This is a genomic window from Nocardia sp. NPDC059195 (genome assembly GCF_042754695.1).
In the GTDB taxonomy this organism is placed as follows: domain Bacteria; phylum Actinomycetota; class Actinomycetes; order Mycobacteriales; family Mycobacteriaceae; genus Nocardia.
Genome location: NZ_JBHZBG010000009.1, coordinates 127,611 through 151,348, shown reverse-complemented (window position 1 = coordinate 151,348; position 23,738 = coordinate 127,611). Strand labels below are relative to the sequence as shown.

22 protein-coding genes are annotated in these 23,738 nt (G+C 67.8%); 8 read left to right on the top strand and 14 right to left on the bottom strand.

Annotated elements, in window-relative coordinates; translation table 11 throughout:
• Positions 1-149 precede the first annotated feature (149 nt).
• The 8 genes from mnhG to ACFXKN_RS14335 form a co-directional block, all read right to left on the bottom strand.
• The gene (mnhG, locus tag ACFXKN_RS14370) at positions 150-452 is read right to left on the bottom strand and encodes a monovalent cation/H(+) antiporter subunit G (protein ID WP_378942177.1); all 303 of its coding nucleotides are present in this window, start codon (positions 450-452) and stop codon (positions 150-152) included.
• A complete protein-coding gene (locus ACFXKN_RS14365) occupies positions 449-709 on the bottom strand; it encodes a monovalent cation/H+ antiporter complex subunit F (RefSeq protein ID WP_378942162.1) in 261 nt (86 codons plus the stop codon). The genes mnhG and ACFXKN_RS14365 overlap by 4 nt, the downstream gene beginning before the upstream one ends.
• Entirely contained in the window at positions 706-1,260 is a 555-nt protein-coding gene (locus ACFXKN_RS14360) for a Na+/H+ antiporter subunit E (protein ID WP_378942159.1), read from the bottom strand. Before ACFXKN_RS14360 ends, ACFXKN_RS14365 begins: the two co-directional genes overlap by 4 nt.
• Positions 1,257-2,852: a Na+/H+ antiporter subunit D gene (locus tag ACFXKN_RS14355; RefSeq protein ID WP_378942154.1), complete on the bottom strand. Its 1,596-nt coding sequence runs from the start codon at positions 2,850-2,852 to the stop codon at positions 1,257-1,259. Before ACFXKN_RS14355 ends, ACFXKN_RS14360 begins: the two co-directional genes overlap by 4 nt.
• Positions 2,849-3,232, bottom strand: a complete 384-nt coding sequence (locus ACFXKN_RS14350) for a Na(+)/H(+) antiporter subunit C (protein ID WP_378942148.1) — start codon at positions 3,230-3,232, stop codon at positions 2,849-2,851. Before ACFXKN_RS14350 ends, ACFXKN_RS14355 begins: the two co-directional genes overlap by 4 nt.
• Entirely contained in the window at positions 3,229-6,018 is a 2,790-nt protein-coding gene (locus tag ACFXKN_RS14345; protein WP_378942144.1) for a Na+/H+ antiporter subunit A, read from the bottom strand. Before ACFXKN_RS14345 ends, ACFXKN_RS14350 begins: the two co-directional genes overlap by 4 nt.
• 114 nt (positions 6,019-6,132) lie before the next feature.
• Entirely contained in the window at positions 6,133-7,410 is a 1,278-nt protein-coding gene (locus ACFXKN_RS14340) for a hypothetical protein (RefSeq protein ID WP_378942139.1), read from the bottom strand.
• 82 nt (positions 7,411-7,492) lie between these two features.
• Positions 7,493-9,739 carry an AAA family ATPase gene (locus tag ACFXKN_RS14335; protein ID WP_378942135.1) on the bottom strand — a complete coding sequence of 749 codons (2,247 nt, stop codon included), beginning with the start codon at positions 9,737-9,739 and terminating at the stop codon, positions 7,493-7,495.
• 77 nt (positions 9,740-9,816) lie between these two features.
• On the opposite strand from ACFXKN_RS14335, the gene ACFXKN_RS14330 reads away from it, so the two are divergent.
• Complete coding sequence (locus ACFXKN_RS14330) at positions 9,817-10,281, top strand: hypothetical protein (RefSeq protein WP_378942128.1); 465 nt, start codon at positions 9,817-9,819, stop codon at positions 10,279-10,281.
• Between the two features lie 163 nt (positions 10,282-10,444).
• Here ACFXKN_RS14330 and ACFXKN_RS14325 read toward each other — a convergent pair whose 3' ends face one another.
• From ACFXKN_RS14325 to ACFXKN_RS14305, 5 genes are all read right to left on the bottom strand, one after another.
• Positions 10,445-10,792 carry a UBP-type zinc finger domain-containing protein gene (locus tag ACFXKN_RS14325; protein WP_378942125.1) on the bottom strand — a complete coding sequence of 116 codons (348 nt, stop codon included), beginning with the start codon at positions 10,790-10,792 and terminating at the stop codon, positions 10,445-10,447.
• Positions 10,785-12,251: an ATP-binding protein gene (locus ACFXKN_RS14320; RefSeq protein WP_379433107.1), complete on the bottom strand. Its 1,467-nt coding sequence runs from the start codon at positions 12,249-12,251 to the stop codon at positions 10,785-10,787. The genes ACFXKN_RS14325 and ACFXKN_RS14320 overlap by 8 nt, the downstream gene beginning before the upstream one ends.
• Positions 12,252-12,261: 10 nt before the next feature.
• Complete coding sequence (locus tag ACFXKN_RS14315) at positions 12,262-13,929, bottom strand: FAD-dependent oxidoreductase (protein ID WP_378942111.1); 1,668 nt, start codon at positions 13,927-13,929, stop codon at positions 12,262-12,264.
• Between the two features lie 33 nt (positions 13,930-13,962).
• Entirely contained in the window at positions 13,963-14,148 is a 186-nt protein-coding gene (locus ACFXKN_RS14310) for a hypothetical protein (protein ID WP_378942107.1), read from the bottom strand.
• A gap of 190 nt (positions 14,149-14,338) precedes the next feature.
• The gene (locus tag ACFXKN_RS14305; protein WP_378942100.1) at positions 14,339-15,367 is read right to left on the bottom strand and encodes a beta-ketoacyl-ACP synthase III; all 1,029 of its coding nucleotides are present in this window, start codon (positions 15,365-15,367) and stop codon (positions 14,339-14,341) included.
• Positions 15,368-15,605: 238 nt separating this feature from the next.
• Here ACFXKN_RS14305 and ACFXKN_RS14300 point away from each other — a divergent pair, with 238 nt between their 5' ends.
• The 5 genes from ACFXKN_RS14300 to ACFXKN_RS14280 all read left to right on the top strand — a co-directional run bounded on the left by ACFXKN_RS14300 (position 15,606) and on the right by ACFXKN_RS14280 (position 19,671).
• Positions 15,606-15,878 (top strand): GlsB/YeaQ/YmgE family stress response membrane protein, encoded by a 273-nt coding sequence (locus ACFXKN_RS14300; RefSeq protein ID WP_378942091.1) that lies wholly within the window; start codon positions 15,606-15,608, stop codon positions 15,876-15,878.
• A 70-nt stretch (positions 15,879-15,948) separates the two neighbouring features.
• Positions 15,949-16,662, top strand: coding sequence for a phosphatidylserine decarboxylase (locus tag ACFXKN_RS14295; RefSeq protein WP_379433106.1), 714 nt, complete (start codon positions 15,949-15,951; stop codon positions 16,660-16,662).
• Complete coding sequence (locus ACFXKN_RS14290; RefSeq protein ID WP_378942080.1) at positions 16,659-17,528, top strand: CDP-alcohol phosphatidyltransferase family protein; 870 nt, start codon at positions 16,659-16,661, stop codon at positions 17,526-17,528. The genes ACFXKN_RS14295 and ACFXKN_RS14290 overlap by 4 nt, the downstream gene beginning before the upstream one ends.
• A 100-nt stretch (positions 17,529-17,628) precedes the next feature.
• Entirely contained in the window at positions 17,629-18,504 is an 876-nt protein-coding gene (locus ACFXKN_RS14285) for an RNA polymerase sigma-70 factor (RefSeq protein WP_379433105.1), read from the top strand.
• A gap of 84 nt (positions 18,505-18,588) precedes the next feature.
• Complete coding sequence (locus ACFXKN_RS14280) at positions 18,589-19,671, top strand: NAD(P)/FAD-dependent oxidoreductase (RefSeq protein WP_379433104.1); 1,083 nt, start codon at positions 18,589-18,591, stop codon at positions 19,669-19,671.
• Between the two features lie 108 nt (positions 19,672-19,779).
• On the opposite strand, the gene ACFXKN_RS14275 is transcribed toward ACFXKN_RS14280, so the two are convergent.
• Positions 19,780-21,021: a hypothetical protein gene (locus tag ACFXKN_RS14275; protein WP_379433103.1), complete on the bottom strand. Its 1,242-nt coding sequence runs from the start codon at positions 21,019-21,021 to the stop codon at positions 19,780-19,782.
• A gap of 72 nt (positions 21,022-21,093) precedes the next feature.
• Here ACFXKN_RS14275 and ACFXKN_RS14270 point away from each other — a divergent pair, with 72 nt between their 5' ends.
• Positions 21,094-21,825 carry a Clp protease N-terminal domain-containing protein gene (locus ACFXKN_RS14270; RefSeq protein WP_378942055.1) on the top strand — a complete coding sequence of 244 codons (732 nt, stop codon included), beginning with the start codon at positions 21,094-21,096 and terminating at the stop codon, positions 21,823-21,825.
• A 245-nt stretch (positions 21,826-22,070) separates the two neighbouring features.
• The gene (groL, locus tag ACFXKN_RS14265; RefSeq protein ID WP_378941994.1) at positions 22,071-23,696 is read left to right on the top strand and encodes a chaperonin GroEL; all 1,626 of its coding nucleotides are present in this window, start codon (positions 22,071-22,073) and stop codon (positions 23,694-23,696) included.
• Positions 23,697-23,738 lie beyond the last annotated feature (42 nt).

Genomic DNA, 23,738 nt, shown 5'->3' with positions numbered 1-23,738 from the left:
GAGTTGCTCGCTGATCAGCTCGCGTTGAAGTTCGGTGCGGTGTCACTCGAGATCCTTGCGATTGTGGGCAGTGCTGACCTCGCGCAGTTGCGCGGATGGTCGGCGACGATTCTGACCGCAGCCACACTCGATGACATGAACATTCGCTGTCAGAACAACCCGTCGCGGTGGCGTTGTTCTCGGTAGGCGGTGCGGCCGATGAGGTGGGCGATGACCGGGGCCGTGATGATCGTGAACAGGCCGGTGAGGACGAGCATCCAGACGTTGAGGTCGTCGCGGATGTCGATGCCGGTGCCGACGAGGATCAGGATGAGGCCGACCACCTGGGGTTTGGTGGCCGCGTGCATGCGGGTGAGGGTGTCGGGGAAGCGGACGATGCCGATCGAGGCCGTGAACGCGAGTGCGCAGCCGGTGAGGATCAGGACCGCCGATACCCATTCCCAGATGCTCATCGGTCGTCCCTGACGCGGAATCGGGTGACCGCGGCCGAGCCGAGGAAACCGACCAGCGCGAGCGCGACGATCGCGGGGATCACCGTGGTGTCGTCGCTGTAGGCGGCCCATACCGCGAGCCCGGACGCGGCGATGGCCATCAGTGAATCGATACCGACTACGCGATCGAGGGTGCTCGGCCCGGCGAGCACGCGGTAGCTGGTGATCACCGCGGCGGCGGTGAGCAGGATGCCTGCGATGATGGCGACGACGGTCACGGTTGCACCTCCGGTGGTGGGTCGACCCGGCGGCGTTCGTTCGGGCGTTCGAAGGCATTGATCATGAGGTGCTCCAGGCGCCGGGTGATGTGATAGAACTTCGCGACCGCCTCGTCGCTGCCCACATCGAGCACGTGCACGTAGACCACGCAGCGCGGGCGGTCGAGTTCGAGGACCATGGTGCCGGGGATCAGGTTGAGCAGGTCGGCGCACATCACCAGCACCAGATCCGACTGGATGCCCAGGTGCACGCGCAGCACGCCCGAGACCGGCGGCCCGCTGGGCCGGATGGCGAACCAGGCCACCTGCAGACTCGACTCGAGCGCGTAATAGGTACTGACTGCGATCAATTCGAGAAACGACAGCGGATGGAAGCGCCCGGCCACCGGAACCGAGGGGAGCGGAAGCGCGAAGACCACGATCAGCGCGACCACGCCGCCGGCGAGTGCGTTGGCGACACTCAGATCGCCCCAGAGCGCGACCCAGACGGCGGCGAGCCAGATCAGTACGCCGATGCGAAGGACGTTGTCGCGGTTGATGAGTCGGCTCATCGCTGCTCCGGTCCGAGTACCGAGTCGATGTACACCGACGGGTCGTTCAGGTCGCCCGCGGCGCGTTCGGCGATACCGAGGATGGGCCCGGCGAACACGGTGAGCGCGAGCCCGGCGCAGACGAGCCCGGCGGTGGCCAGCGCCATCAGCACGGGCATCCGGCCGGGATCGGTGCGGTCCTCGTAGTGCACATCGGTCGAATCCTCGATCAGTGTCGGCAGGTTCGCCGCGGTGAGATGACCTTCCGGCGCCTCTTCGCGCGGCCGCCAGAACGCTTTGCTCCAGACCCGCGCCACCGCGTACAGCGTGAGCAGGCTCGTGAGCACCGAGCCCGCGACCAGCACCCAGGCCAGTACGCTGCCGTCGGCGGCACCGGCTTCCAGCAGCGCGACCTTGCCGATGAATCCCGAAAAAGGCGGGATGCCACCGAGATTCAGAGCGGGGACCAGGAAAAGCACGCCGAGCAGCGGACTCGCTGTCGCCAGTCCGCCGATCCGTCGCAACGACACCGACCCGGCTTGGCGTTCGATCAATCCGACAGCGAGGAACAGCGCGGTCTGCACCAGAATGTGGTGGGCCACGTAGAACACCGCGCCGGTCAGCCCGGCGGTGCTGGCGAGGCCGATGCCGAACACCATGTAGCCGATGTGGCTGATCAGCGTGAACGAGAGCAGTCGCCGGATATCGGTCTGCGCGATGGCGCCGAGGACGCCGATGAGCATCGTCGCCAGCCCGCACACCAGCAGGATGTCGTCGAACGCGCCATCGGGGAACCAGAGCGTGTGGGTGCGGATGATCGCGTAGACACCGACTTTGGTGAGCAGACCCGCGAACACCGCGGTGACCGGCGCGGGCGCGGTGGGGTAGGAGTCGGGCAGCCAGCTCGACAGCGGGAACACCGCCGCCTTGATCCCGAACGCGACCAGCAGCACCGCGTAGCAGGCGGTGCGCACGCCACTCGGCGTCGCTTCCAGGCGCACGGCCAGTTGCGCGAGATTCAGGGTGCCGGTCGCCGCGTAGGTGAGGCCGATGCCGATCAGGAAGATCAGCGACGACACCATCGACACCATCACATAGGCGATGCCGGTGCGGATCCGCTCCTCGGTGGCGCCGACGGTGAGCAGCACGAACGAGGCGACGAGCAGGATTTCGAAGCCGACGAACAGGTTGAACAGGTCACCGGCCAGGAACGCGGTCGACACGCCCGCGGTCAGGATCAGGTAGGTGGGCCGGTAGATCGAGGTCGGCTGGTGTTGGTCACCGTCGGAAATGTTCTGTCCCGCACCGTAGATCGACACCAGGAGCAGCACGAAGGCCGAGACCAGCAGCATCGCGGCGCTGAGCCGGTCGACGACGAGGGTGATGCCGATCGGGGTCGGCCAGCCGCCCACCTGCACGGCGGTGGTGCCGTCGCGGTCGGCGAGGTACAGCAGCAGTCCGCTGATCACCAGCACCACCGACAGCGCGGTCAGCGTGATCAATCCCTGCAGGCGCGGGCGGCGGCCGAACACCAGCGTCGCCGCGGCGGCGAGCAGCGGAACCAGCACGGGCAGTGCGGCGATGGTCGGCAGCAGATCCGGGGACAGGGTCACTGTTCGGGATCCTCCCGCTCGCGCCGGGCGGCGACCTGGGCGTCCTCGGGGTCGTTGGCCACGTCTTCGGTGGTGGTCAGCATGTAGGCGCGATAGGCCAGGGCGAGCACGAAAGCGGCCAGGCCCATGGTGATCACGATCGCGGTGAGCACCATGGCCTGTGCGAGCGGGTCGGCCATGCCGTCGGGGGAGGTGTCGGAGCTGCCGAGGATCGGTGGCTTCCCATCCGGGCCGCCCATCGTGAGGATCAGCAGGTTCACCGCGTTGCCGAGCAGGATCATCCCGAGCAGCATCTTCGACACCACCCGCTCGAGCAGCAGGTAGACACCGCACGCGGTGAGCACGCCGATGGTGACCAGCACAGTGAGATTCGCGGTCATGTCAGCTCCTTGTCCAGGCGGGCGCCGAGGCTGCGCAGCACGTCCAGCACCAGCCCGACAACCACCAGGTACACGCCGAGGTCGAAGAACATGGAGGTGACCAGTTTGACGTGGCCCAGTAGCGGCAGCGTCACCTCGATGATCGCTGAGGACAGCGGGGGTGCGCCGAACAGCAGCGATGCGGTGGCGGTGCCCGCGGCGAGGGTGAGGCCCGCGCCGAGCAGGTGTCCGGCGTCGACCGGGAGTGCTTCGCCCAGTTCGTATCGGCCGCCCGCGAGGTAACGCAGGGTCAGGGCCAACCCGGCGACCAGGCCGCCCGCGAACCCGCCGCCCGGCGCGTTGTGGCCGGAGAAGAAGAAGTACACCGACAGCACCATGATGGTGGGGAAGACCAGGCGGGTGGTGATCTGCAGGACCATCGAACGGTCGCGGCGGTCGAGGAGGCGTGCGGCGGGCAACCAGCTCACCGCGTCGGGGTCGTAGTTCGGTGAATCAGCGGCGCGGGGTGCGCTGCCGAAGCGGCGGCTGCGGAAGACCAGCGACGCGACGCCGGTCGCGGCGACCACGAGCACCGAGATCTCGCCGAGGGTGTCCCAGGCGCGGATGTCGACCAGCAAGACGTTGACCGCGTTCTTGCCGCCGCCGATCCGGTAGGCCGCGTCCGGGATGGCCTGCCAGATCGGGTCACCGTGCCTGGCGGCGATGGCGAACGCGGCGAGAACGGGGACGGTGATGCCGACGGCGATGGCCAGTAGGGCCCGGCGGAATTTGAACGCCGTGTTCTGGCTGTCGGCGATCTCCGCGGGGAACCCGCGCAGGACGAGCACGAAGACAACCAAAGTCAGTGTCTCGACCAGGAATTGGGTCAACGCGAGATCGGGGGCGCCGTGCAGCGCGAAGATCACGCCGCAGCCGTATCCGGTCACCCCGACGACGAGCACGCTGGCCAACCTGTTCCGCAATACGGTGGCGGACAGGGCCATCGCGATCATGATCGCGCCGATCGCGGCCTGCAGTGGTGAATCCCACAGTCGCAGTTGCACTCCCGTACGTGTGCCGACGGCGAGCAAGACCGTCGGCAGCACGATGAGGGTGCCGAGGATGGTGGCCTGGCTGGCAGGCAGCGAACCGGACTGCACAGTTCCGGTGATGCGCAACGAAAGCCGGTCCATCGCCCGCAGCGCCGCGTCGTAGCCGCGATCGGCATTGCCGAGACGCGGGTGCGCGGGTTCGCCGATCCGGCCGCGGGTCAGGAACAGGGCGACACCGGCCGCGACGATGACCACTGTCAGCGCGAGCGGTCCGGTGAAGCTGTGCCAGAGGGCGAGATGGGTATCGAGTACGCCGGGTAGCGACTCGGCGTAGGGGCTCAACCATCGATCGACGATCGGGGTGTCGAGACCGCCTGCCAGCCCGGCCACCGCGAGCACCGCGGGCGCAGCGAGTAACAGCGCGCCGGGTGCGTGCCAGGTGACCACGCGCTCGGGATTCGCGGTGATGCCGAAAGCGCCCCAGATGAATCGGATGCTGTAGGCCACGGTGAACGCCGAGCCGACGGTGACCCCCGCCAGCAGGGCGAACCGCACCGGCGGGCTCAGCACCTCGGCCGACCACAGCGCGCTGAGCGCCGACTCCTTGCCGACGAATCCGAGCAGCGGTGGCAGGCCGGCCATGCTGAGCGCCGCGAGCACCGCGATCGCGCACAGCACCGGCGCGCGCTGACCCAGCCCGGACAGCCTGCGCAGATCCCTGGTGCCCGCGCCGTGATCGATGATGCCGACCACCATGAACAGCGACGCCTTGAACAGTGCGTGTCCCACCAGCAGGGCGAGCCCGGCCAGCGCCGCGTCCGGTGTGCCGATGCCCATCATCGTGATCATCAGACCCAGCTGGCTGACGGTGCCGAACGCCAGCACCAGCTTCAGATCGTGTACCTGGATCGCCCGCCACCCGGCGAGCAGCATCGTGGCGATGCCGAGCGGCAGGAGCATCAGATGCCATGGCGGTGTCTGCGCGAGCGCGGGCGCCAGCCGGGCCACCAGGTAGATACCGGCTTTCACCATCGCGGCCGCGTGCAGGTACGCACTCACCGGCGTCGGCGCCGCCATCGCACCGGGCAACCAGAAGTGCAGCGGCACGATCGCCGATTTGCTGATCGCCCCGAGCAGTACCAAGCCGACAGCGACCGATACCGCGCTCCCCGGCGGGGCAGCGCTCGCCGCGAGCAGATCCGAGAGCAGGAAACTGTCGTAGCGAAGTCCGAGGATGACGATCCCGACCAGCATCGCCAGCCCGCCCGCGCCCGTCACCAGCAGCGCCTGGATCGCGGCCCTTCGACTGACCGAACGCTCGGCGTAATGGCCGACGAGCAGGAACGACAGCACCGTCGTGATTTCCCAGAACACGTAGAGCAGCACCATGTTGTCGCTGACGACCAGCCCGAACATGGCACCGGCGAACCCGGTCAGCTCGGCCGCGAACACCCCGAGCCGGGCTTCGTCACGCTGGAAGTAGCGACCGCAGTAGGCCAGGATCAACGCGCCGACGCCGAGCACCAGCGTGCACATCACCGCGGCGAGGGAGTCGAACCGCAGGTCGATATTCATCGAGATCTGCGGCGCCCACCGCACCTGCGTGCGCACGGTGTCGCCCCAGTGCGCGATCACCCAGCCGAGGCTGCCCAGCGGGACCAGTGCCAGCAGGTAGAAAGCGTTGCGGCCGAGCACTCGTACGCACAGCGGGGCCAGCAGGGCGGCCAGTGCGTGAACGAGCAGAACGGCTAGCAACTCCCCCTCCGTCGGGTAGGTAGCGGTCGAGTAGCGCGCCCCGATCCTACGGGCGCGAACGAGATGTTCGGTGGCACCGAGGTTGTCGCGTCGGCCATGTCGGGTGCGGTGTGGCTATGGCTGGGCCACCCGTGGCGGCGCGGCGGGCCGGATCTGGTACAGCACCGCGAGTCCGGCCGCGGCACCGACGGTGATGGCCAGCGCGACCAGGCCCGGCACCCGCTCGGCAACGGCGGTGTTGCTCGTCGGCCAGTGCCGCTGCCCGGTGGGAATCGCCCACAGGATCGACGGCAGGTACAGCGCGCCGAGCCCGAGCATCGCGCTCGGCAGGTAGGTGACCCGGATCGAACCGATGAAGTAGCCGGCGACACCGGTCACCAGCACCACCCCGGCCGGCCACACGAACGCCCACGGCAGGTGTTCGCCCACCGTGGCGAAACCGCAGATCGCGGCGACGCCGAGCAGCACGCCCCACGGTGTCGCCCATCGCAGGCCCGCCAGGATGGCGACTACACCGACGCCGAGAACGACGAGAAGATGCCAACCGAGACTCGGCGCGTCACCGAGCGAATCGGCTGCCGCGGCAACGCTCACCGCGAGCAGGACACCGGTGCCGTCGCGGCCGGGCAGCAGCGTGGCGGCCACGAACGCCGCCACGAGCGTGACGATCACGGCGACCACGATGTGCCAGGTGGTCACGTCCCGTCCGTCGAACTCGGCGCCGAGCCAGTCGGTGGCGATCAGTAGCGACAGCGACAGCACAGTGGTGGCGATGATCGGGGTGATCGGCAGATCCGCTGCTATGCGCGGCACCGCGGACAGCATGATGCCGTGCCGGTGGCGCGCGGTGTTCACCGCGAGGAGGACGACCGCGGCGCCGACCAGCCAGAACGGGGTGTGCACGGCCTTGTCCGCCGTCGCCGAGGTGTTCGAGGTGAACACCGCGACGACTTGGCCGTAGACGAACACGACCAGGACCCCGAGCCCGAAACCGACCGCCGACCAGCGCATCCGCCACGCGCAGATGCACAGCGCGCCGAACAGCACACCGCCGCACAGCGAGTCGATGTAGTTCTGGGTGGTGATCACATCGGCGGAGGTCATCGCCTGGCCGATGAAGTAGTTGATCGCCAAGGCCGTCGCCCCGCCCGTCGCGGTGAGCCAGATCAGCCCCGGCCGGGTGACCGGCCTGGCCAGCACGGCGACGACGACAGCGACGATGAGGCCGAGCGCGGCCGCGCGGGGCACGCTGTTGATCACACTGGTGACGCGGTACGGCGAATCGATCCCCGACTCGTCACCGAAGCTGAACGGCAGGAACAGCGACATTCCCGCGGTCGCGGCCCCGGCGAATGCCGTGACCACGTCCAGACCATCACCGATCTTGGGCACCGTGCCGACGATACCGGCGACTACCCCCTCCACCTGGGATGTCGTGTCCGGATCGGTAGGTGGCGAGTTCCGGTGGCCGAGATCAGGCCCTGCTCTCCGCGTAGCGGCGCAGCGATTCGACCTGTGCGGGATCGAGGGACGGGCGCACGGTGGCGCGGGCCGTGGCCACGTCCTCGGCGGTGACGTCGGCGGCGGCCATATCGCGGCGCAGTGCCGAGAGCGCGGCCTCGCGGAGCAGGGCGGCGCAGTCGGCGGCCGAGTAGCCGTCGAGATCCTCTGCCAGGACGGCCAGGTCGACGTCGGTGGCGAGCGGAACCGAGCGGCCCGCCGTGCGCAGGATCTCGAGCCGCGCCGGGCCGTCCGGCGGTGGGACGAAGACGAGGCGGTCGAGCCGGCCCGGCCGCAACAGTGCGGGGTCGATCAGTTCGGGGCGGTTGGTCGCGCCGACCACCACCACGTCGCGCAGGGGTTCGACACCGTCGAGTTCGGTGAGCAGTGCGGCTACCACCCGGTCCGACACCCCGGAGTCGCTGCTCTGGCCGCGGCGGGGGGCGAGCGCGTCGACCTCGTCGAGGAAGATCAGCGACGGTGCCGAGTCGCGGGCCCGCTGGAACAGTTCGCGCACCGCGCGTTCCGAGGAACCGACCCACTTGTCCATCAGCTCAGCGCCTTTCACCGCGTGCACACTGAGCTGGCCGGTGCCTGCCAGTGCCCGCACGAGGAAGGTTTTGCCGCAGCCGGGTGGCCCGTAGAGCAGGACGCCGCGGGGCGGTTCGACACCGAGACGGGCGAACGAGTCGGGGTGGCGCAGCGGCCACAGCACCGTTTCGGTGAGTGCCTGTTTGGTTTCGACCATGTCGCCGACGTCGTCGAGGTCGAGCGATCCGATCGCCAATTCCTCTGTCCCCGAACGTGACAGCGGCCGGATCACCTCGAGTGCGCCGATCAGGTCGTCCTGAATGAGTGCGGGTTCGGTGTGTTCGCGGCTGGCCCGGCCTGCCGCGCGCACGGCCGCTTCCCGGCACAGCGCTGTCAGGTCTGCCACCACGAAACCCGGTGTGCGCGAGGAGATCGTCTCGAGATCGAGTTTTCCGGCAGGCACCTTGCGCAGCAAGTGTTCGAGCAGTGCCCGCCGGATCGCCGCGGTCGGCAGCGGCAGTGCCAGTTCGCGGTCGCACAGGTCCGGTGCCCGCAGCCGCGAATCCACCTGTGCCGGATGGGCGGTGGTGGCCAGCAGGGCCACGCACGGCGCGCGCACCGCAGCCCGGAGCTGGTCGAGAATCAGGGTGGCGACGGGTTCGGCCTCGGCGGGTAGCAGTGCGTCGATATCGGTGATCAGCAGCACGCCGCCCTGTCCGGTGGCGACATCGGCGACCGCCTCGGCGACCTCGCGCAGCCGGGTGCCGCTCTCGGTGGCGCCGACGCTCGGACCGTCGACCTCGACGATGCGACGCGGTGCGGCAACAGCTTTGGCGAACGTGGCCTTGCCGACCCCGGCCGGGCCGGTGATGAGCACCCCGAGATGCGCCGGTGCGCCGAGCGTCTTGAGCAACTCGGGTTCGTCGAGCGCCAAGCTCAGCCATTCGGCCAGCTTGCCCGCCTGACTCTGCACCCCGGCCAGGTCCTCGACCTGGATCGGTGTGCTCCCCGAACTCACCTTCACGGCAACCGGTACCGGCTGATCAGACTCCGAAAGCCACTGCTGCCCAGCCGTGCTTCCCGCAGGCTGGTGCGTCTCGCCGTCACGTTCCAGCGTGTGCTGGATCGCGGCCGCGCCCGCACCCCAGCCGACGGCCGAATTCGGTTGCACGCTCACCGGTCCCGGCATCGGCTCGATCGCCGTCACAGTGAGCAGCTCGGTGGTCCAGGCGATACCGAAGGCGCGCGAGAGCGCCTGCGTGGCCGCCGAGGAACTGATATCGGGTCCGAGATCGCGCGGTAGCAGCGACACCGTGTCACCCACGGTCACCACTTTGCCGAGCAGCGCCTGCCGCAGGGTGGCCGCCGGAATGCTGGCCATCGCGTGCGCCGAGCCGCTCAGCGAGATCTGTTTGGCGCCGAAGACCGTCACCGGGGCGACCGTCACCGCCGCGTTCTCCCGCAACCCCACATTCGACAGCGTCACGTCATCGAGCAGGGCTACCCCCGGCGGACTGTCCGCCGGCGCCTTCGCCACCACCGCCGCGGTCCTGCGCGCGCCGATCAGGGAGATGCCGTCCCACTCGCGCAGGCCGAGCGCGGTCAGTGTCTCGGGGTGCAAGCGAACCACCCCGCGGCGGGCATCGGCTGCGGAGGGGTTGAGCCGGGCGGTGAGCGAAAGTTCAGCCACCGCCCCATTCTGCCGCTTCGCGGCGCGATCAGGAATCGATAGGCCGCCTGCAAGGTCAGAGGGCCATTCTGGCTGACATGATGAACTATCGCCGCAAGTCGGTACGCTGCACCGGACGCGCCGGAGGTACCGGCGCCGCGATCTATCGGGGAAAGCAGCAGATGAACCGAATCTCCCTCGTCGTTCTGGCCGCCGGGGCACTGACCCTGACACTGGTCGGGTGCGGTTCCGGCGACGACTCCACCGATGCGAGCGGGCTGCGCAAGGGCACGCCGAGCTCCAGCGCGCCCGCCACCACCACAGCGCCCACCTCGAGCGCGGCGCCGACCGCTGCCGCCGTGAGCGCCGACATCACCTGCACGCAGTTCAAGTCCCTCGACGCGGACGGCGAGAAGCAGGCGATCGACAAGATCCTCGCGGAAAACCCCGGTGGCCCGTTCGACGGCAGCCCCAACGTGGCGCTCAGCACCGTGAAGCTGGTCTGCCTGGTGCCGGCCAATGCCGACAAGCCGGTCGCCGAGGCCGCCGCGATGAAGCCTTAATTTGGAGCGCTGGCGCGCTCGAGCGGGGCCCTTCGAGCCCCTGATCTTCCCTCCCTCCGGGTACTCCTTCGTCGCACCCTCCGCTCAGTCCAGATCAGGGCGGGCCCCTTGGGGTAGAGACATACGATGTCGGCCAGGTGGGATCTTCGGGATGTTTACCAGGTCAGCTCATGAGCGATTGCCAGTTGGCGGGTACGCGGGCGGCCGGGCCGGGGGCGGATTGATCGGTCGGGTGGCTGGTCGGCGGGGCTAGTTCGGGACCGTCGCTGTACATCTCCCCGCTGGAGAAGTTGTAGAACCAGTCCTCGCCCGGTTCGTAGCTCTGCATGAACGGGTGCGCGGTGGCCTCGAAGTGCTTGGTCGCGTGCTTGCTGGGGGAGCTGTCGCAGCAGCCGACGTGCCCGCATTCGGCGCAGCGGCGCAGATGCACCCACCAGCCGCCGCTCTCGTCGCACTCGGCGCAACCGGCGCCACTGGGCGGCACGCTCGGATCGATCCCCGCTTCAGCCATCCTGACCTCCTGTACTAGGTGTGCTCACATCCTCCGCTGCCGGCTTCAGGGGCAGACGGACGATGAACCGCGTGTTGCCGGGTTCCGATTCGACCCGGATGTCGCCGTTGTGCTTGTTGACCACGATCCGGAACGAGATGTCGAGGCCGAGGCCGGTACCGTCGCCGACCGGTTTGGTGGTGAAGAAGGGCTCGAAGATGCGACCACGCGCCTCGGGCGGAATGCCCGGCCCGGTATCGCCGATTTCGATGGCGGCGCAGTCGTTTTCCTTGAAGGTGCGGATCGTCAGGGTGCCCTCGCCGCCCATCGCGTAGACCGCGTTGTCGATCAGGTTGGTCCACACCTGATTGAGCTCGGCGGCGAAGCAGGGGATCGGCGGCAGGCCGCGGTCGTAGTCCTTCACCACATGTACGCCGTCACCGAGTTTGCGGTTGAGCATCACCAGCGTGGAATCGAGCAGTTCGTGCAGGTCGACGACCTGATAGGGCGCGCGATCCATCTGCGAATACTGTTTGGCCGCGCCGACCAGCGTGGAGATACGGGTGGTCGAGTCGAAGATCTCGTTCATCAGCAACTCGGTCTCGATGGTGTAGTTCAGCCAGCGCACCGCACCCTCGAACACCGGCGCCTGGCACGCTTCCAGCGTCGCGTGCACGCCCTCGAGCCAGTCGGTGTCCAGGCCCGCCTGCACGAAGGTCGGTGCCAGATTCCAGCCGTCGGCGATGCCGCGCTCGTCGAACCAGTCGGCCAGCGCGTCCTCCCGATCGGCCGCTTCCAGCGGGCTGAGGTCCGGTGCCTTGGCGACCTGCTCGGCGGCCTGCTCTTGCAGCTCGACGAGCTTGACCAGCGCGTCGGCCGGGAACTTGCCCTCGGCCATCATCTTGAGCTTGTGCCGCATACCGGCCACGCGTTCACGCAGGCCGGAGGTGGCGCGCACCGCGGCGGCGGCGGGATTGTTGAGCTCGTGGGTGAGCCCGGCCGACAGCGATCCGAGGGCGAGCAGCCGTTCCCGTTCGGCGATCCGCTGGCTCGACTTCTGCCCGCCGAAGAACGCGCCCTCGAGCAGGTGCACGGCCATCGGGAACCACTCGTGCATGATCCTGGAGAAATCCGCCGCGTCCATGACCAGGAACCGGGAGCGGCGCAGCACGTACATCGAGCCGTTGTAGTTCTGGTTCGCCCGCTCGCCCAGATACGCCATCCAGGCGCCGGCGTACACCCCGCGATGGTCGGTCCGGTTGATCTCGATCTCCACCCCACCGGACAGCTTGGTCAGCCGCACCTCGCCGTCGATCAGCACGTAGAAGCAGGTCGCCGGTTCGCCCTCGCGGAACACCGGACCAGGGTCGACGTACTCGATGCGCCCGACGGCGCACAGCTCGGCGAGCTGGGTGTCGTCGAGCTTCTCGAACAGGAACAGCGTGCGCAGTTCTTCCGGATCGCAGATCAACGAACTCATCTCCTAGGGCCTAGGCCAGATACCGGTGGACGAGCATGACCGCCATCGCGCCCTCGCCGACCGCCGAGGCGACCCGCTTGGCGGATTCGGCGTGCACATCGCCCGCGACGAACACACCCGGCACGCTGGTCTCCAGATGCTGCGGTGGGCGCGGCAGTTCCCAGCCGGGTGGTCGCGCGCCGTCGACCATCAGATCGGGTCCGGCCAGCACGTATCCGGCGGCGTCGCGGGTGACGACGCCGTCGAGCCAGCCGGTCTGCGGTGCGGCGCCGATGAACAGGAACAGTCGTTGCGCGTCGACCTTGTCTTCGGTGCCGGTGCTGTTGTCGCGCAGGATGATCCGTTCCAGGTGCGTGTCGCCGTCCACGCCGACCACCTCGGTCTCGGTGTGTACCACGATGTTCGGGATCTCCGCGATCTGCTGGACGAGATAGTGCGACATCGACCGATCCAGCGAGTCGCCCCGGACAACCAGGTGCACGCGACGGGCATTGCGGGACAGGAACACCGCGGCCTGCCCGGCCGAATTGGCCCCGCCGACGATGTAGACCTCCTGCTCGGCGCACTCGGCCGCCTCGGTCATCGCCGAGCCGTAATACACACCGCGCCCGGTGAATTCGTCCACACCCGGCGCCGGATGACGTCGATAGTCCACGCCCGTGGCGATCAGAACCGTATGTGCGCACAGCTTTCCGCCATCGGCGAACCGCACCGTGCGCGCCGAACCGTTGACCTCGAGCGCGACCACATCGCGAGTGGTGATGATCTCCGCGCCGAACTTCGCCGCCTGCCGCCGGGCCCGATCCGCCAGCTGCGACCCCGACACCCCGTCGGGAAATCCGAGATAGTTCTCGATCCGCGAGCTCTGCCCCGCCTGCCCGCCGGTGGCCGTGCGTTCCACCAGCACCGTGCGCAACCCCTCCGACGCGCCGTACACCGCCGCGCCGAGCCCGGCGGGCCCGCCGCCCACCACGATCAGATCGTAGAAGTCCCCGCTGGGTTCGACGGCGAGCCCGACGTTCTCGGCGAGCTCGCTGTCGGTCGGCTGGATCAGCGCGGTACCTGCGGCCGTGATCACCACCGGACAGGTCAGCGGATCCGCGCCTGCCGCCTCGAGCAACCGGGTGCCCTCCGGCTCGTCGACCGGGTACCACCGATACGGCAATTGATTGCGCGCCAAGAACTCTCGCACCTGCGAAGACCGCGGCGACCAACGATCGCCCACGACCTTGGTCTCGTACACCGGCCGCTGCTCGGCACTGCGCCACACCTCGAGCAACCCGTCGATCACCGGGTACAGCTTCTCCTCCGGCGGATCCCACGGCTTGAGCAGATAGTGGTCGAGATCGATGACATTGATCGCGTCGATCGCGGCATCGGTGTCGGCGTAGGCGGTGAGCAGCACCCGGCGCGCATACGGGTGCAGGTCCATCGCCTGTTCGAGGAATTCGATCCCGTCCATGCCGGGCATCCGGTAATCGGCGATCAGCACCGCCACAGGCTGCCCGCGCAGTTTCATCTCTCGCAGCGCCTCCAGCGCCTGCTGCCCCGATTCGGCCCGCAGAATCCGGTAGTCGGCGCCATAGCGGCGGCGCAGATCGCGCACCACGGCCCGCGACACGCCGGGATCATCGTCAACGCTCAGAATGGCCGGTTTGGTTACCGAGGGAGTGCTCACCCGATCGAGTATCCCCTTGCTGTGAGCTGATTGTCAGAGCTGGTGGTGCAGTACCAAGTCGAGCTCACTCGGGGTGAGTAAACGTTCGAGGCGTTCCTCGCGTTTGAGACGTGTGCCGCGCGGCACGAGCGCGCTGGGGAGGGCGAAGGCGTCGTCCGGTCCCGGCAGGAGCGGGACCTCGTTGATGTGCCTGCGTGGCAGGAATGAGCGCAGTTTCACGGCCGATCACCTCGGGTTTGACGACGGGAACGCTGGAGGCTGAGCTTCGTAGATCAGCAAACGTCGGTAGCGAAAAGTTTGCCAGCATGTCCGAGTTGGTGCAAGTGGGACAAGGTGGACACGGCGAGCCAACCGGTCGGCGGCCTGCTTCGACGCAGGCCACCCCGGTTTCGCGAGAATTGCTGATCAGCTATTTCCAGGCGGGCATGGTGACAATCTGTGCCGCATAGGACAGCCCGGCACCGAAGGCGATCAGCAGTGCCGTGTCGCCCGGCTTCGATTCGCCCTTGCGCAGCAGTGCCTCCATCGCGAGGGGGACCGATGCTGCCGAGGTGTTGCCGGAGTCCTCGATGTCGTTGGCCAGCGCGCAGTGCTCGGGTAGCTCGAGCACCCTGGCCATGATCTCGATGATCCGGCCGTTGGCCTGGTGCGGGATCATCGCGTCGAGGTCGCCGGTGGTCAGGCCGGCACGGTCGATCGCCTCGCGGCAGACCTTCTCCAGCGAGTGCGCGGCCCAGCGGAACACCGCGGTGCCCTCCATCGTGAGGTACGGGCGCACCGCGTCGGTGCCCTTCTCCTCGATCTCGGCGAAGAACTCCGCCCAGTCCTTCGACTGGCGGATGGCGTGGTGCTGGGTGCCGTCCGAACCCCAGGCGGTCGGTCCGATGCCCTGCTCGGCCGATGGGCCGATCACTACCGCGCCCGCGCCGTCGGCGAACAGGAACGCTGTCGAACGGTCGGTGAAATCGATGGTCTCGGTGAGTTTCTCGACGCCGACCACCAGCACGTGGTTCGAGGTGCCCGCGCGGACCAGGTCCGATGCCATCCCGACCGCGTGACAGAACCCGGCGCAGCCCGCCGCGATGTCGAAGGCGGCCGCGCCGGTCATGCCGAGGTCGGTGGCGATGCGCGGGCCCACGGAGGGGGTGAGCACCAGATTCGTCGACGTCGCCACGATGACGCAGTCGATCTGCTCGACCTGCACGCCCGCGGCGGCGATCGCGTCGCGCGCGGCGGCGACACTCATGGATTGGATGGTTTCGGAGGCCGAGGCGAAGCGCCTGGTCTTGATGCCCGATCGGGTGCGGATCCACTCGTCGCTGGAGTCGATCGGTCCCGCGACCTCGTCGTTGGTGACCACCCGGGCTGGGCGGTAGACACCCAATCCGAGGATCGCGGTGTGCTCAGCACCCGTCGTCTGGGCGATTCGAGCAGCCATTGTGTGTCTCCTATGTACCTGTCAACCGGCGGCAGCACCGCTGGGTGTACCCGAAGCATCGAAATCTGTCCCTCATCGCCCGTGGCCCGCGCGTGGACACCATGTGAACGCTCAGACATGAGGCTTCCTCATATTAGCGCGTCGGATTGTGATCCGAGTGTCGATTGTCACAAGAGGGCCGGGGGTATCTTGGTTGCAAGGCGATTGCTCGCCGACCCATCGAGGGATCGAGGACATCATGCTCGGACTCGGCATCATCAGTTGGATCATCATCGGCGGTCTCGCCGGTTGGCTCGCGAGCAAGTTCATGAAGACCGACGCGCAGCAGGGCATCCTGCTCAACATCGTGGTCGGGGTCATCGGCGGTCTGCTCGGCGGTTTCCTGCTGAGCCTGTTCGGCGTCGATGTCGAAGGCGCGGGCTGGATTTTCAGCTTCATCACCTGTCTGGTCGGCGCCTGCGTGCTGTTGTACCTGGTGAAGCTGTTCACCGGGCGTAAATCGGTCCACTGACCACGGGTGCTTGCCCCGGGCTTCCCGTAAGGTGTGATCGCTTGTAGTCATCACACGAAAGAGGGAGCCCGTGGCACGCCGCCCCACCCCGTCCGGCACGCCCGATACCACCGCCGTCGGCCATGTCGTCGACCTGGTTCGGGCCGCTGTGCCCCCGCTTCATCCCGCCGGACTGCCGTTTGTCGCGGTGCCCTTGGCGGTGGCGGTCGTCGGCGGACGCAATAAATGGGTGCGTCGAGCCGGTCTGACCGCTGCCGCGGCCTGCGCGGCCTTCTTCCGGCACCCGCATCGCGTGCCGCCGAATCGGCCGGGCATCGTGGTCGCGCCCGCCGACGGTGAAGTGGCGCTGGTCGACACCGCGGTGCCGCCCGTCGAGCTCGGACTCGGCGATCAGCCGTTGCCGCGCGTGAGCATCTTCCTGTCGGTGCTCGATGTGCATGTGCAGCGCGTTCCGGTGTCCGGAACCGTGCGCGAGGTGCACCATCAGCCGGGCAAGTTCCTCTCGGCCGATCTGCCCGAGGCCTCCGATGCCAACGAACGCAACAGCATGGTCATCGACACCGCCGACGGTCAGCAGATCGTCGTGGTGCAGATCGCCGGTCTGCTGGCCCGCCGCATCGTCTGCGATGCCCGCGTCGGTGACCTGCTCACCATCGGTGACACCTACGGCCTGATTCGGTTCGGGTCTCGCGTCGACACGTACTTCCCGGTCGGCACCGAACTGCTGGTTGCCCCCGGGCAGCGCACGATCGGGGCAGAGACCGTCCTGGCTGTGCTGGGATGATCGAACAGGCTCGTAAGCGTCCTCGCTCGGTACGGCTGCTGCCGAGCGTCGTCACCATCCTCGCGCTGTGTGCGGGCCTGTCGGCGGTGAAGTTCGGGCTCGACGGTGAGCTCGCTATCTCGTTGGCGATGGTCGGCGCGGCCGCCGTGCTCGACACCCTCGACGGTCGGCTCGCGCGCATGCTCGACGCCACGTCCAAGATGGGTGCCGAGCTCGATTCGCTGTCGGACGCCATCTCCTTCGGCGTCGCGCCCGCGCTGGTCATCTACGTGACCCTGCTCGACGGCTACAGCGCGGGCTGGATCGTCGCGCTGCTGTTCGCGGTGAGCCTGGTCTTGCGCCTGGCCCGCTTCAACACCCTGCTCGACGACGATTCCCGCCCGAATTGGGCGCGTGAGTACTTCGTCGGTGTGCCCGCGCCCGCCGGTGCGTTGATCGCGCTGGTGCCGATCGCGTTGAAGGTGCAGTTCGGCGACGGCTGGTGGGACGGTTTCGCCTTCGTCGCGGCCTGGACGGTCTTCGCCGCACTGCTGTGCGTGAGCACGATTCCGACCCTGGCGATGAAGTCCGTCTCCGTCGCTCCCCAGGCCGCAGCGGGTCTGCTGGTCCTGACCGCGTTGGCTGCCGCGCTGCTGGTGACCTACCCGATCGTGCTGCTGCTGATCTTGGTCGCGCTGTACCTGGCACACATCCCGTTCGCCTGGCGGTCGGCCCGCTGGGTGGCTGCCCGGCCCGAGACCTGGCAGCACAAGCCCGCAGAGCGTCGTGCGCAGCGGCGGGCGCAGCGGCGGATGCCCGCGATTCGCCGACCGGCTATTCGCGGGTCGGCGCGGTTGCGTCTGCGTCGTCCGCGCAACGACGACTAGGTTCTGCCGCCCGCGCGAGACGGCGCCCACATCGTGGTGATCGGCGGGGAGTGCGGCGGTACCGTTGCGGCACTGGATCAGTGGGCAAAGGGGGCAACAGGTGGAATCCGACGGCGTCGCCGAGTTCATGGAGCATCGCCCGCGGCTGTTCTCACTGGCATATCGCATGTTCGGTGCGGCGAGCGAGGCCGAGGACGTTGTGCAGGAGATCTATCTGCGGTGGGCGCTGGCCGACCGCGGGGAGATCGCCAATCCCGAAGCGTGGTTGACGACCGTCACCGTGAATCTGTGTCGTACTCAGCTCGTTTCGGCCCGTGCCCGGCGCGAAACCTATGTCGGTCAGTGGCTGCCGGAGCCGGTGCCGACCGGCGCCGGTGCGCTCGGTCCGCTGGGGACCGTCGAGGAACGCGAGTCGGTCTCCCTGGCCGTGCTCACCGCGATGGAACGGCTCAGCCCGATCGAGCGCGCGGTGTTCGTGCTGCGCGAGGCCTTCGGCTATCCGCATGCCGAGATCGCGCAGATGCTCGATCTCACCGAGGCCAACACCCAGCAGGTCTTCCATCGGGCCGGTCAGCGGGTGCGCACCGGCAAACAGCGCTATGTGGTGTCGGCCGAGCACGCGCGCACGATGATCGAGAAGTTCCTGCAGGCGGCCTCGACCGGCGATGTGGGCGGTCTGCGCGAACTGCTCGCCGACGACGTGGTGTCGGTCGCCGACGGTGGCGGCAAGGTTGTCGCGGCCAAGATCCCGGTGGTCGGCGGCGATGTGGTCGCGCGCTACCTGTCCAACCTGCGACGATTCCTGACTCCGACGTCGCGGTTCGAATTCGCCGAGATCAACGGCGACGTGGGTCTGGTCATGTTCCAGGACGAGGTCCCGGCCGGCGTGCTCGTCTTCGACTTCGACGAAGCGGGTTCGATCGCGGCGGTTCGCACGGTCGTGAACCCGATCAAATTGAGTGCCGTAACGGTGTGAGCCAGATCACGTCGAGAACCTGTCAGGAACTCGGCTGCTGATCGGTCTGGTGTGTGTCGGCATTTCGGGAGAAGGAGCCAGATCATGACCGGTCAGCATCGGATCGTCGTCCTCGGCGCCGGGTACGCGGGACTCACCGCGGCCCGCGCCCTCGCGAAGAAGACTCGCGACACCCAGATCACCGTCGTGGACGGCCGCGCCGAGTTCGTGCAGCGGGTGCGTCTGCACCAGGCCGCCGCGGGCCAACCGGTCAAGCGGCTCGACCTGCGGAAGTCGCTGGAACGCAAGGGCATCGAGTTCATCCAGGCGCGGGCAACCGATCTGGACCCGGACCGCAAGATCGTCGCCATCGACGGTGAGTGGACGCTGCACTACGACACCCTCGTCTACGCGCTCGGCAGCCAGGCCGACCGCAACGCCGTGCCCGGTGCGGCCGAGCACGCGAAGTTCGTCGCCATCGCCGAAGACGTGACGGAGCTGTCGGGCCAGATCGTCATCGTCGGATCGGGCCCGACCGGCATCGAACTGGCCACCGAACTCGCTGAGTCGCATCCGGATTCGCGGATCAGCCTGCTCGGTACCGAAGATCCCGGTGCCTGGCTCTCACCGCGCGCGCACCAGGCGATCCGTGCCGCGCTCACCCGTCTCGGCGTCGAGATCCTTTCCGGCGTCAAGGTTGTCGAGGTGCTGCCCGACGCTGTCCGGCTCGCCGACGGCACCCTGGTGCCCGCCGCCACCACCGTCTGGACCACCGGGTTCACCGTCCCCGATCTGGCTCGTCGGGCGGGCCTCGAGGTCGCCGCCGACGGACGCATCCGCACCGACGACACGCTGCGCTCGGTGTCGCACCCCGACATCTACGCCGTCGGCGACGCCGCGCTGATGGCGGGTGTGGACGGCCGCCCGCTGCGGATGGCTTGTGCGACAGCGATTCCCGCCGGCCAATACGTGGTCGGCGCGATCACAGCGCGGGCGCGTGGTCGCGAACCCGAGCCGATGAACGGCCGCTACGTCGCGCAGTGCATCAGCCTCGGCCGCAACGACGCGGTGCTCCAGCTCGTCAAGGCGGACGACACCCCGACGAATACCGTGTTCAAGGGCCGAATCGGTGTGGTGATGAAGGAGCTGATCGTGCGCGGGACCGCCTTCACGGTCGGTCTGCGATAGTCCGATCGGACTGGCGTAATCGTGCAATCGGGCCTCGAAGAATCAGAATGCTGACCGGCGGGCCGCGTATTGCACGATTACGCCGGGTTGGCGGCGATCCGTTCGGCGTTAGTCGGTGACGGTTTCACGCCACCGGTGTCGAGCAAGGCCGGCCAACGTCCATGCCCAGGGTGCGATCGCGATCAGGATGAGCATGCCCAGCCACGGCAGCCGCCACCACCAGCGCAAATCCCGTTCGTACACCGTCGTCGGCTCGGTCAGCAGGCGCGCCGTCGACGACCACACCACGAACGCGTCCCCGATCGGCATCAGCCCGAAGGCATACCGCTTGGAGCCGGGCAGGCTGACCGGTAGCCCGAGCAGTTCGCCTTCGGCGCCGATCGCGGCCGCCAAATCGCGATCACCGTTCACGCGGGCGGCACCTTGTGCGACAACGGTGGCGGACAGGCTGATACCGGCGATCAGTGGTCCCGAGTCGACATCGCCACTGCCTTCGACCCCCTTCGGGTATTCACGAAGGGCAGGCCCGAAACCGCCTGGGTAAGCGACGAATTGCTCGCGGTAGAGCGAGTATTGGTTCTTCGCGAACGCTGGGTCGAGCTCGGGCAGGAACCGATGTATCGCTGTCTGCGAGGTGGCTCGCGCACCGGTCATCATCGATCCATCGGCCGATGAAACCTGATGCGGCAGTAGGCCGGTCGCGGGATCGAGTCGGGTCTTCGCCTGCTCCAGCCACCGATCGATCACCGCGGTGTACTTCGCGCCGAACAACTTGTCGTGCAGGCGAAGTGAAGCCATCGCGACAGTCGAATCGACCGGCCAAGCTTGACCCTGATAAGCCTGGAGAAATGGTGTGTCAGCCGTCGAGAATGCCTGCGCGATCTCGGCGCTGGACGCGGAGAACTGGTGCACCGCCGCGGTATCGGAGTGATCGAGCGACAAGATCGCCCCGCGCAACCAGTTGGTCCACCCCGCCCAGAACACCCCGTACGCGGGCTGCAACCGAGGGCTGAAAACCGCGCGACCCTCGTCGGACTCCACTCGTGCCAGCGCCCAGCGTGCTTCCCGCAGCGCGTCATCGCGCAGTGCCGAATCGGTGTGCGCGGCCTGCACCCAGGCGAGACCGTAGAGCACGTTCGAAAAGACGTATCCCTCCGGAAACAGTTCTTGCGCGGCCGTATCCGAGCCTTCGTCGAGCGTGGCACGCACGAATGCCAGCTGCCGCTCGGTCGCCCCAGGCTGCTCGTCGAGTCCCGGCTGCGGCCACAGCAGCCGTCCGGCGCCGACCAGGCACGCCAAAGTCACGACAATCCCCACAATGCGCGGCGCCCAGCGCCGGATTCTCCCCATGACGCCACTGTGCCAGGAATTTGCCGTCAACCAACCGTTGACGATCCCACATCGTCAACCTACAGTTGACGCATGAGCACTCCGAACTTCCGCCTCGACGACCTCATCGACGGCATCAAGAAGGCCCGCCCCGACAACGTCCTCGACCAGCTCTCCGACGCCGTGGTCGCCGCCAATCACCTCGGTGAGACGGCCGACCACCTGATCGGCCACTTCGTCGACCAGGCCCGCCGTTCCGGCGCCTCCTGGACCGACATCGGCTCCAGCATGGGTGTCAGCAAACAGGCCGTCCAGAAACGATTCGTGCCGAAGGGGCCGAGCGACACGGCCGCCATGGACCCGCAGGCAGGCTTCGCCAAGTTCACCGATCGGGCCCGGCAGGTAGTCGTCGGCGCCCAAGAAGCGGCCCGCGCCTCGGGCAGCGGTCAGATCGCGCTCGGGCATCTGATCCTCGGCCTGATCGGTCAGTCCGAGGGGTTGGCCGCTAGGGAGATCGTCGCCAGGGGCGTCGCGCTGGACGCGGTGCGCGATGCCGCGACCGCCTCGCTGCCCGCCGCCGAGGGTGACGTGCCTGCCCTCATCCCGTTCGACGGTGACACGAAGAAGGTTCTCGAACTCACCTTTCGCGAGGCGCTGCGACTGGGCCATAACTACGTCGGCACCGAACACATCCTGCTGGCTCTGCTGGAACAGGAGAACGGCGCGGGCGTACTCAGCGGTGTGGGCCTTGACAAGGCCGTCGTCGAGGCCGAGCTCGTCGAGCTGCTGAATCAGTTCCTGGCTTCGGCGCAGGACGAGGCCTGAGCGGGCGGTCGCGCCCGGTGTGTCCTTCGCGCCCGGGCGCGACCTTGCACTCTCGTCACCCGAGTGCTAAAAATGGCTTTGGCACTCGTGACTGTTGAGTGCCAGGTCGGGGTGGTGAGATCGGGTTCCATCGACACCCTCGGTCGTCCGTCGCGGGCACCGCACCTGGCCAGCGTAACTTTGGGGCGATCCAACCTGTGGTCGTCTCGTGTGTCAGCCATAGACATGTGGAGGATCTCAACGCAATGGCCAAGACAATTGCGTACGACGAAGAGGCCCGTCGCGGTCTCGAGCGGGGTCTGAACGCCCTCGCCGACGCTGTCAAGGTGACGCTGGGCCCGAAGGGTCGCAACGTCGTGCTCGAGAAGAAGTGGGGCGCCCCCACGATCACCAACGATGGTGTTTCCATCGCCAAGGAGATCGACCTCGAGGACCCGTACGAGAAGATCGGCGCCGAGCTGGTCAAGGAAGTCGCCAAGAAGACGGATGACGTCGCCGGCGACGGTACGACCACCGCCACCGTGCTCGCCCAGGCGCTCGTGCGTGAAGGCCTGCGCAACGTCGCGGCCGGCGCGAACCCGCTCGGCCTCAAGCGTGGCATCGAGAAGGCCGTCGAGGCCGTCACCGCCAAGCTGCTCGACACCGCCAAGGAGATCGACACCAAGGAGCAGATCGCTGCTACCGCTGGTATCTCCGCGGGCGACTCGGCCATCGGCCAGCTCATCGCCGAGGCGATGGACAAGGTCGGCAAGGAAGGTGTCATCACCGTCGAGGAGAGCAACACCTTCGGGCTCCAGCTGGAGCTGACCGAGGGTATGCGCTTCGACAAGGGCTACATCTCCGGTTACTTCGTCACCGACCCCGAGCGTCAGGAAGCGGTCCTCGAGGACCCGTACATCCTGCTGGTGTCGTCGAAGATCTCGACCGTCAAGGACCTGCTGCCGCTGCTGGAGAAGGTCATCCAGGCCGGCAAGCCGCTGCTGATCATCGCCGAGGACGTCGAGGGCGAAGCCCTCTCGACCCTGGTCGTGAACAAGATCCGTGGCACCTTCAAGTCCGTCGCCGTCAAGGCGCCCGGCTTCGGTGACCGTCGCAAGGCCCAGCTGGCCGATATCGCCATCCTCACCGGTGGCGAGGTCATCAGCGAAGAGGTCGGCCTCTCCCTGGAGACCGCCGGTATCGAGCTGCTCGGCACCGCGCGCAAGGTCGTCATCACCAAGGACGAGACCACCATCGTCGAGGGTGCGGGCGACGCGGAGGCCATCAAGGGCCGCGTGGCGCAGATCCGCGCCGAGATCGAGGGTTCGGACTCGGACTACGACCGTGAGAAGCTGCAGGAACGTCTGGCCAAGCTGGCCGGCGGCGTTGCGGTGATCAAGGCCGGTGCCGCCACCGAGGTCGAGCTCAAGGAGCGCAAGCACCGCATCGAAGATGCCGTGCGCAACGCCAAGGCCGCCGTCGAAGAGGGCATCGTTGCCGGTGGTGGCGTCGCGCTGCTGCAGGCCGCCCCCGCGCTCGACGGCTTCGAAGGTCTGACCGCTGACGAGGCGACCGGTGTCAACATCGTGCGTGTCGCGCTGTCGGCTCCGCTCAAGCAGATCGCCTTCAACGCGGGCCTCGAGCCCGGCGTCGTGGCCGAGAAGGTCTCCAACCTCCCCGAGGGCGAAGGCCTGAACGCCGACTCCGGTGTCTACGAGAACCTGCTGGCCGCCGGCGTTGCCGACCCGGTCAAGGTCACCCGCTCGGCCCTGCAGAACGCGGCCTCCATCGCCGCGCTCTTCCTCACCACCGAGGCAGTCGTCGCCGACAAGCCGGAGAAGGCCGCCCCCGCGGGCGACCCCACCGGTGGCATGGGCGGCATGGACTTCTGATCTCTTGATCAGCTAGCCCAACGCAAGTCACGAAGGCCGGTC

Bases quoted from the DNA above. Each gene is read 5' to 3' on its own strand.
- mnhG (WP_378942177.1), bottom strand. From the start codon at position 452: ATGAGCATCTGGGAATGGGTATCGGCGGTCCTGATCCTCACCGGCTGC.
- ACFXKN_RS14360 (WP_378942159.1), bottom strand. From the start codon at position 1,260: ATGAGCCGACTCATCAACCGCGACAACGTCCTTCGCATCGGCGTACTG.
- ACFXKN_RS14350 (WP_378942148.1), bottom strand. From the start codon at position 3,232: ATGACCGCGAATCTCACTGTGCTGGTCACCATCGGCGTGCTCACCGCG.
- ACFXKN_RS14330 (WP_378942128.1), top strand. From the start codon at position 9,817: ATGATGAACTATCGCCGCAAGTCGGTACGCTGCACCGGACGCGCCGGA.
- ACFXKN_RS14325 (WP_378942125.1), bottom strand. From the start codon at position 10,792: ATGGCTGAAGCGGGGATCGATCCGAGCGTGCCGCCCAGTGGCGCCGGT.
- ACFXKN_RS14320 (WP_379433107.1), bottom strand. From the start codon at position 12,251: ATGAGTTCGTTGATCTGCGATCCGGAAGAACTGCGCACGCTGTTCCTG.
- ACFXKN_RS14305 (WP_378942100.1), bottom strand. From the start codon at position 15,367: ATGGCTGCTCGAATCGCCCAGACGACGGGTGCTGAGCACACCGCGATC.
- ACFXKN_RS14300 (WP_378942091.1), top strand. From the start codon at position 15,606: ATGCTCGGACTCGGCATCATCAGTTGGATCATCATCGGCGGTCTCGCC.
- ACFXKN_RS14290 (WP_378942080.1), top strand. From the start codon at position 16,659: ATGATCGAACAGGCTCGTAAGCGTCCTCGCTCGGTACGGCTGCTGCCG.
- ACFXKN_RS14280 (WP_379433104.1), top strand. From the start codon at position 18,589: ATGACCGGTCAGCATCGGATCGTCGTCCTCGGCGCCGGGTACGCGGGA.
- ACFXKN_RS14275 (WP_379433103.1), bottom strand. From the start codon at position 21,021: ATGGGGAGAATCCGGCGCTGGGCGCCGCGCATTGTGGGGATTGTCGTG.
- ACFXKN_RS14270 (WP_378942055.1), top strand. From the start codon at position 21,094: ATGAGCACTCCGAACTTCCGCCTCGACGACCTCATCGACGGCATCAAG.
- groL (WP_378941994.1), top strand. From the start codon at position 22,071: ATGGCCAAGACAATTGCGTACGACGAAGAGGCCCGTCGCGGTCTCGAG.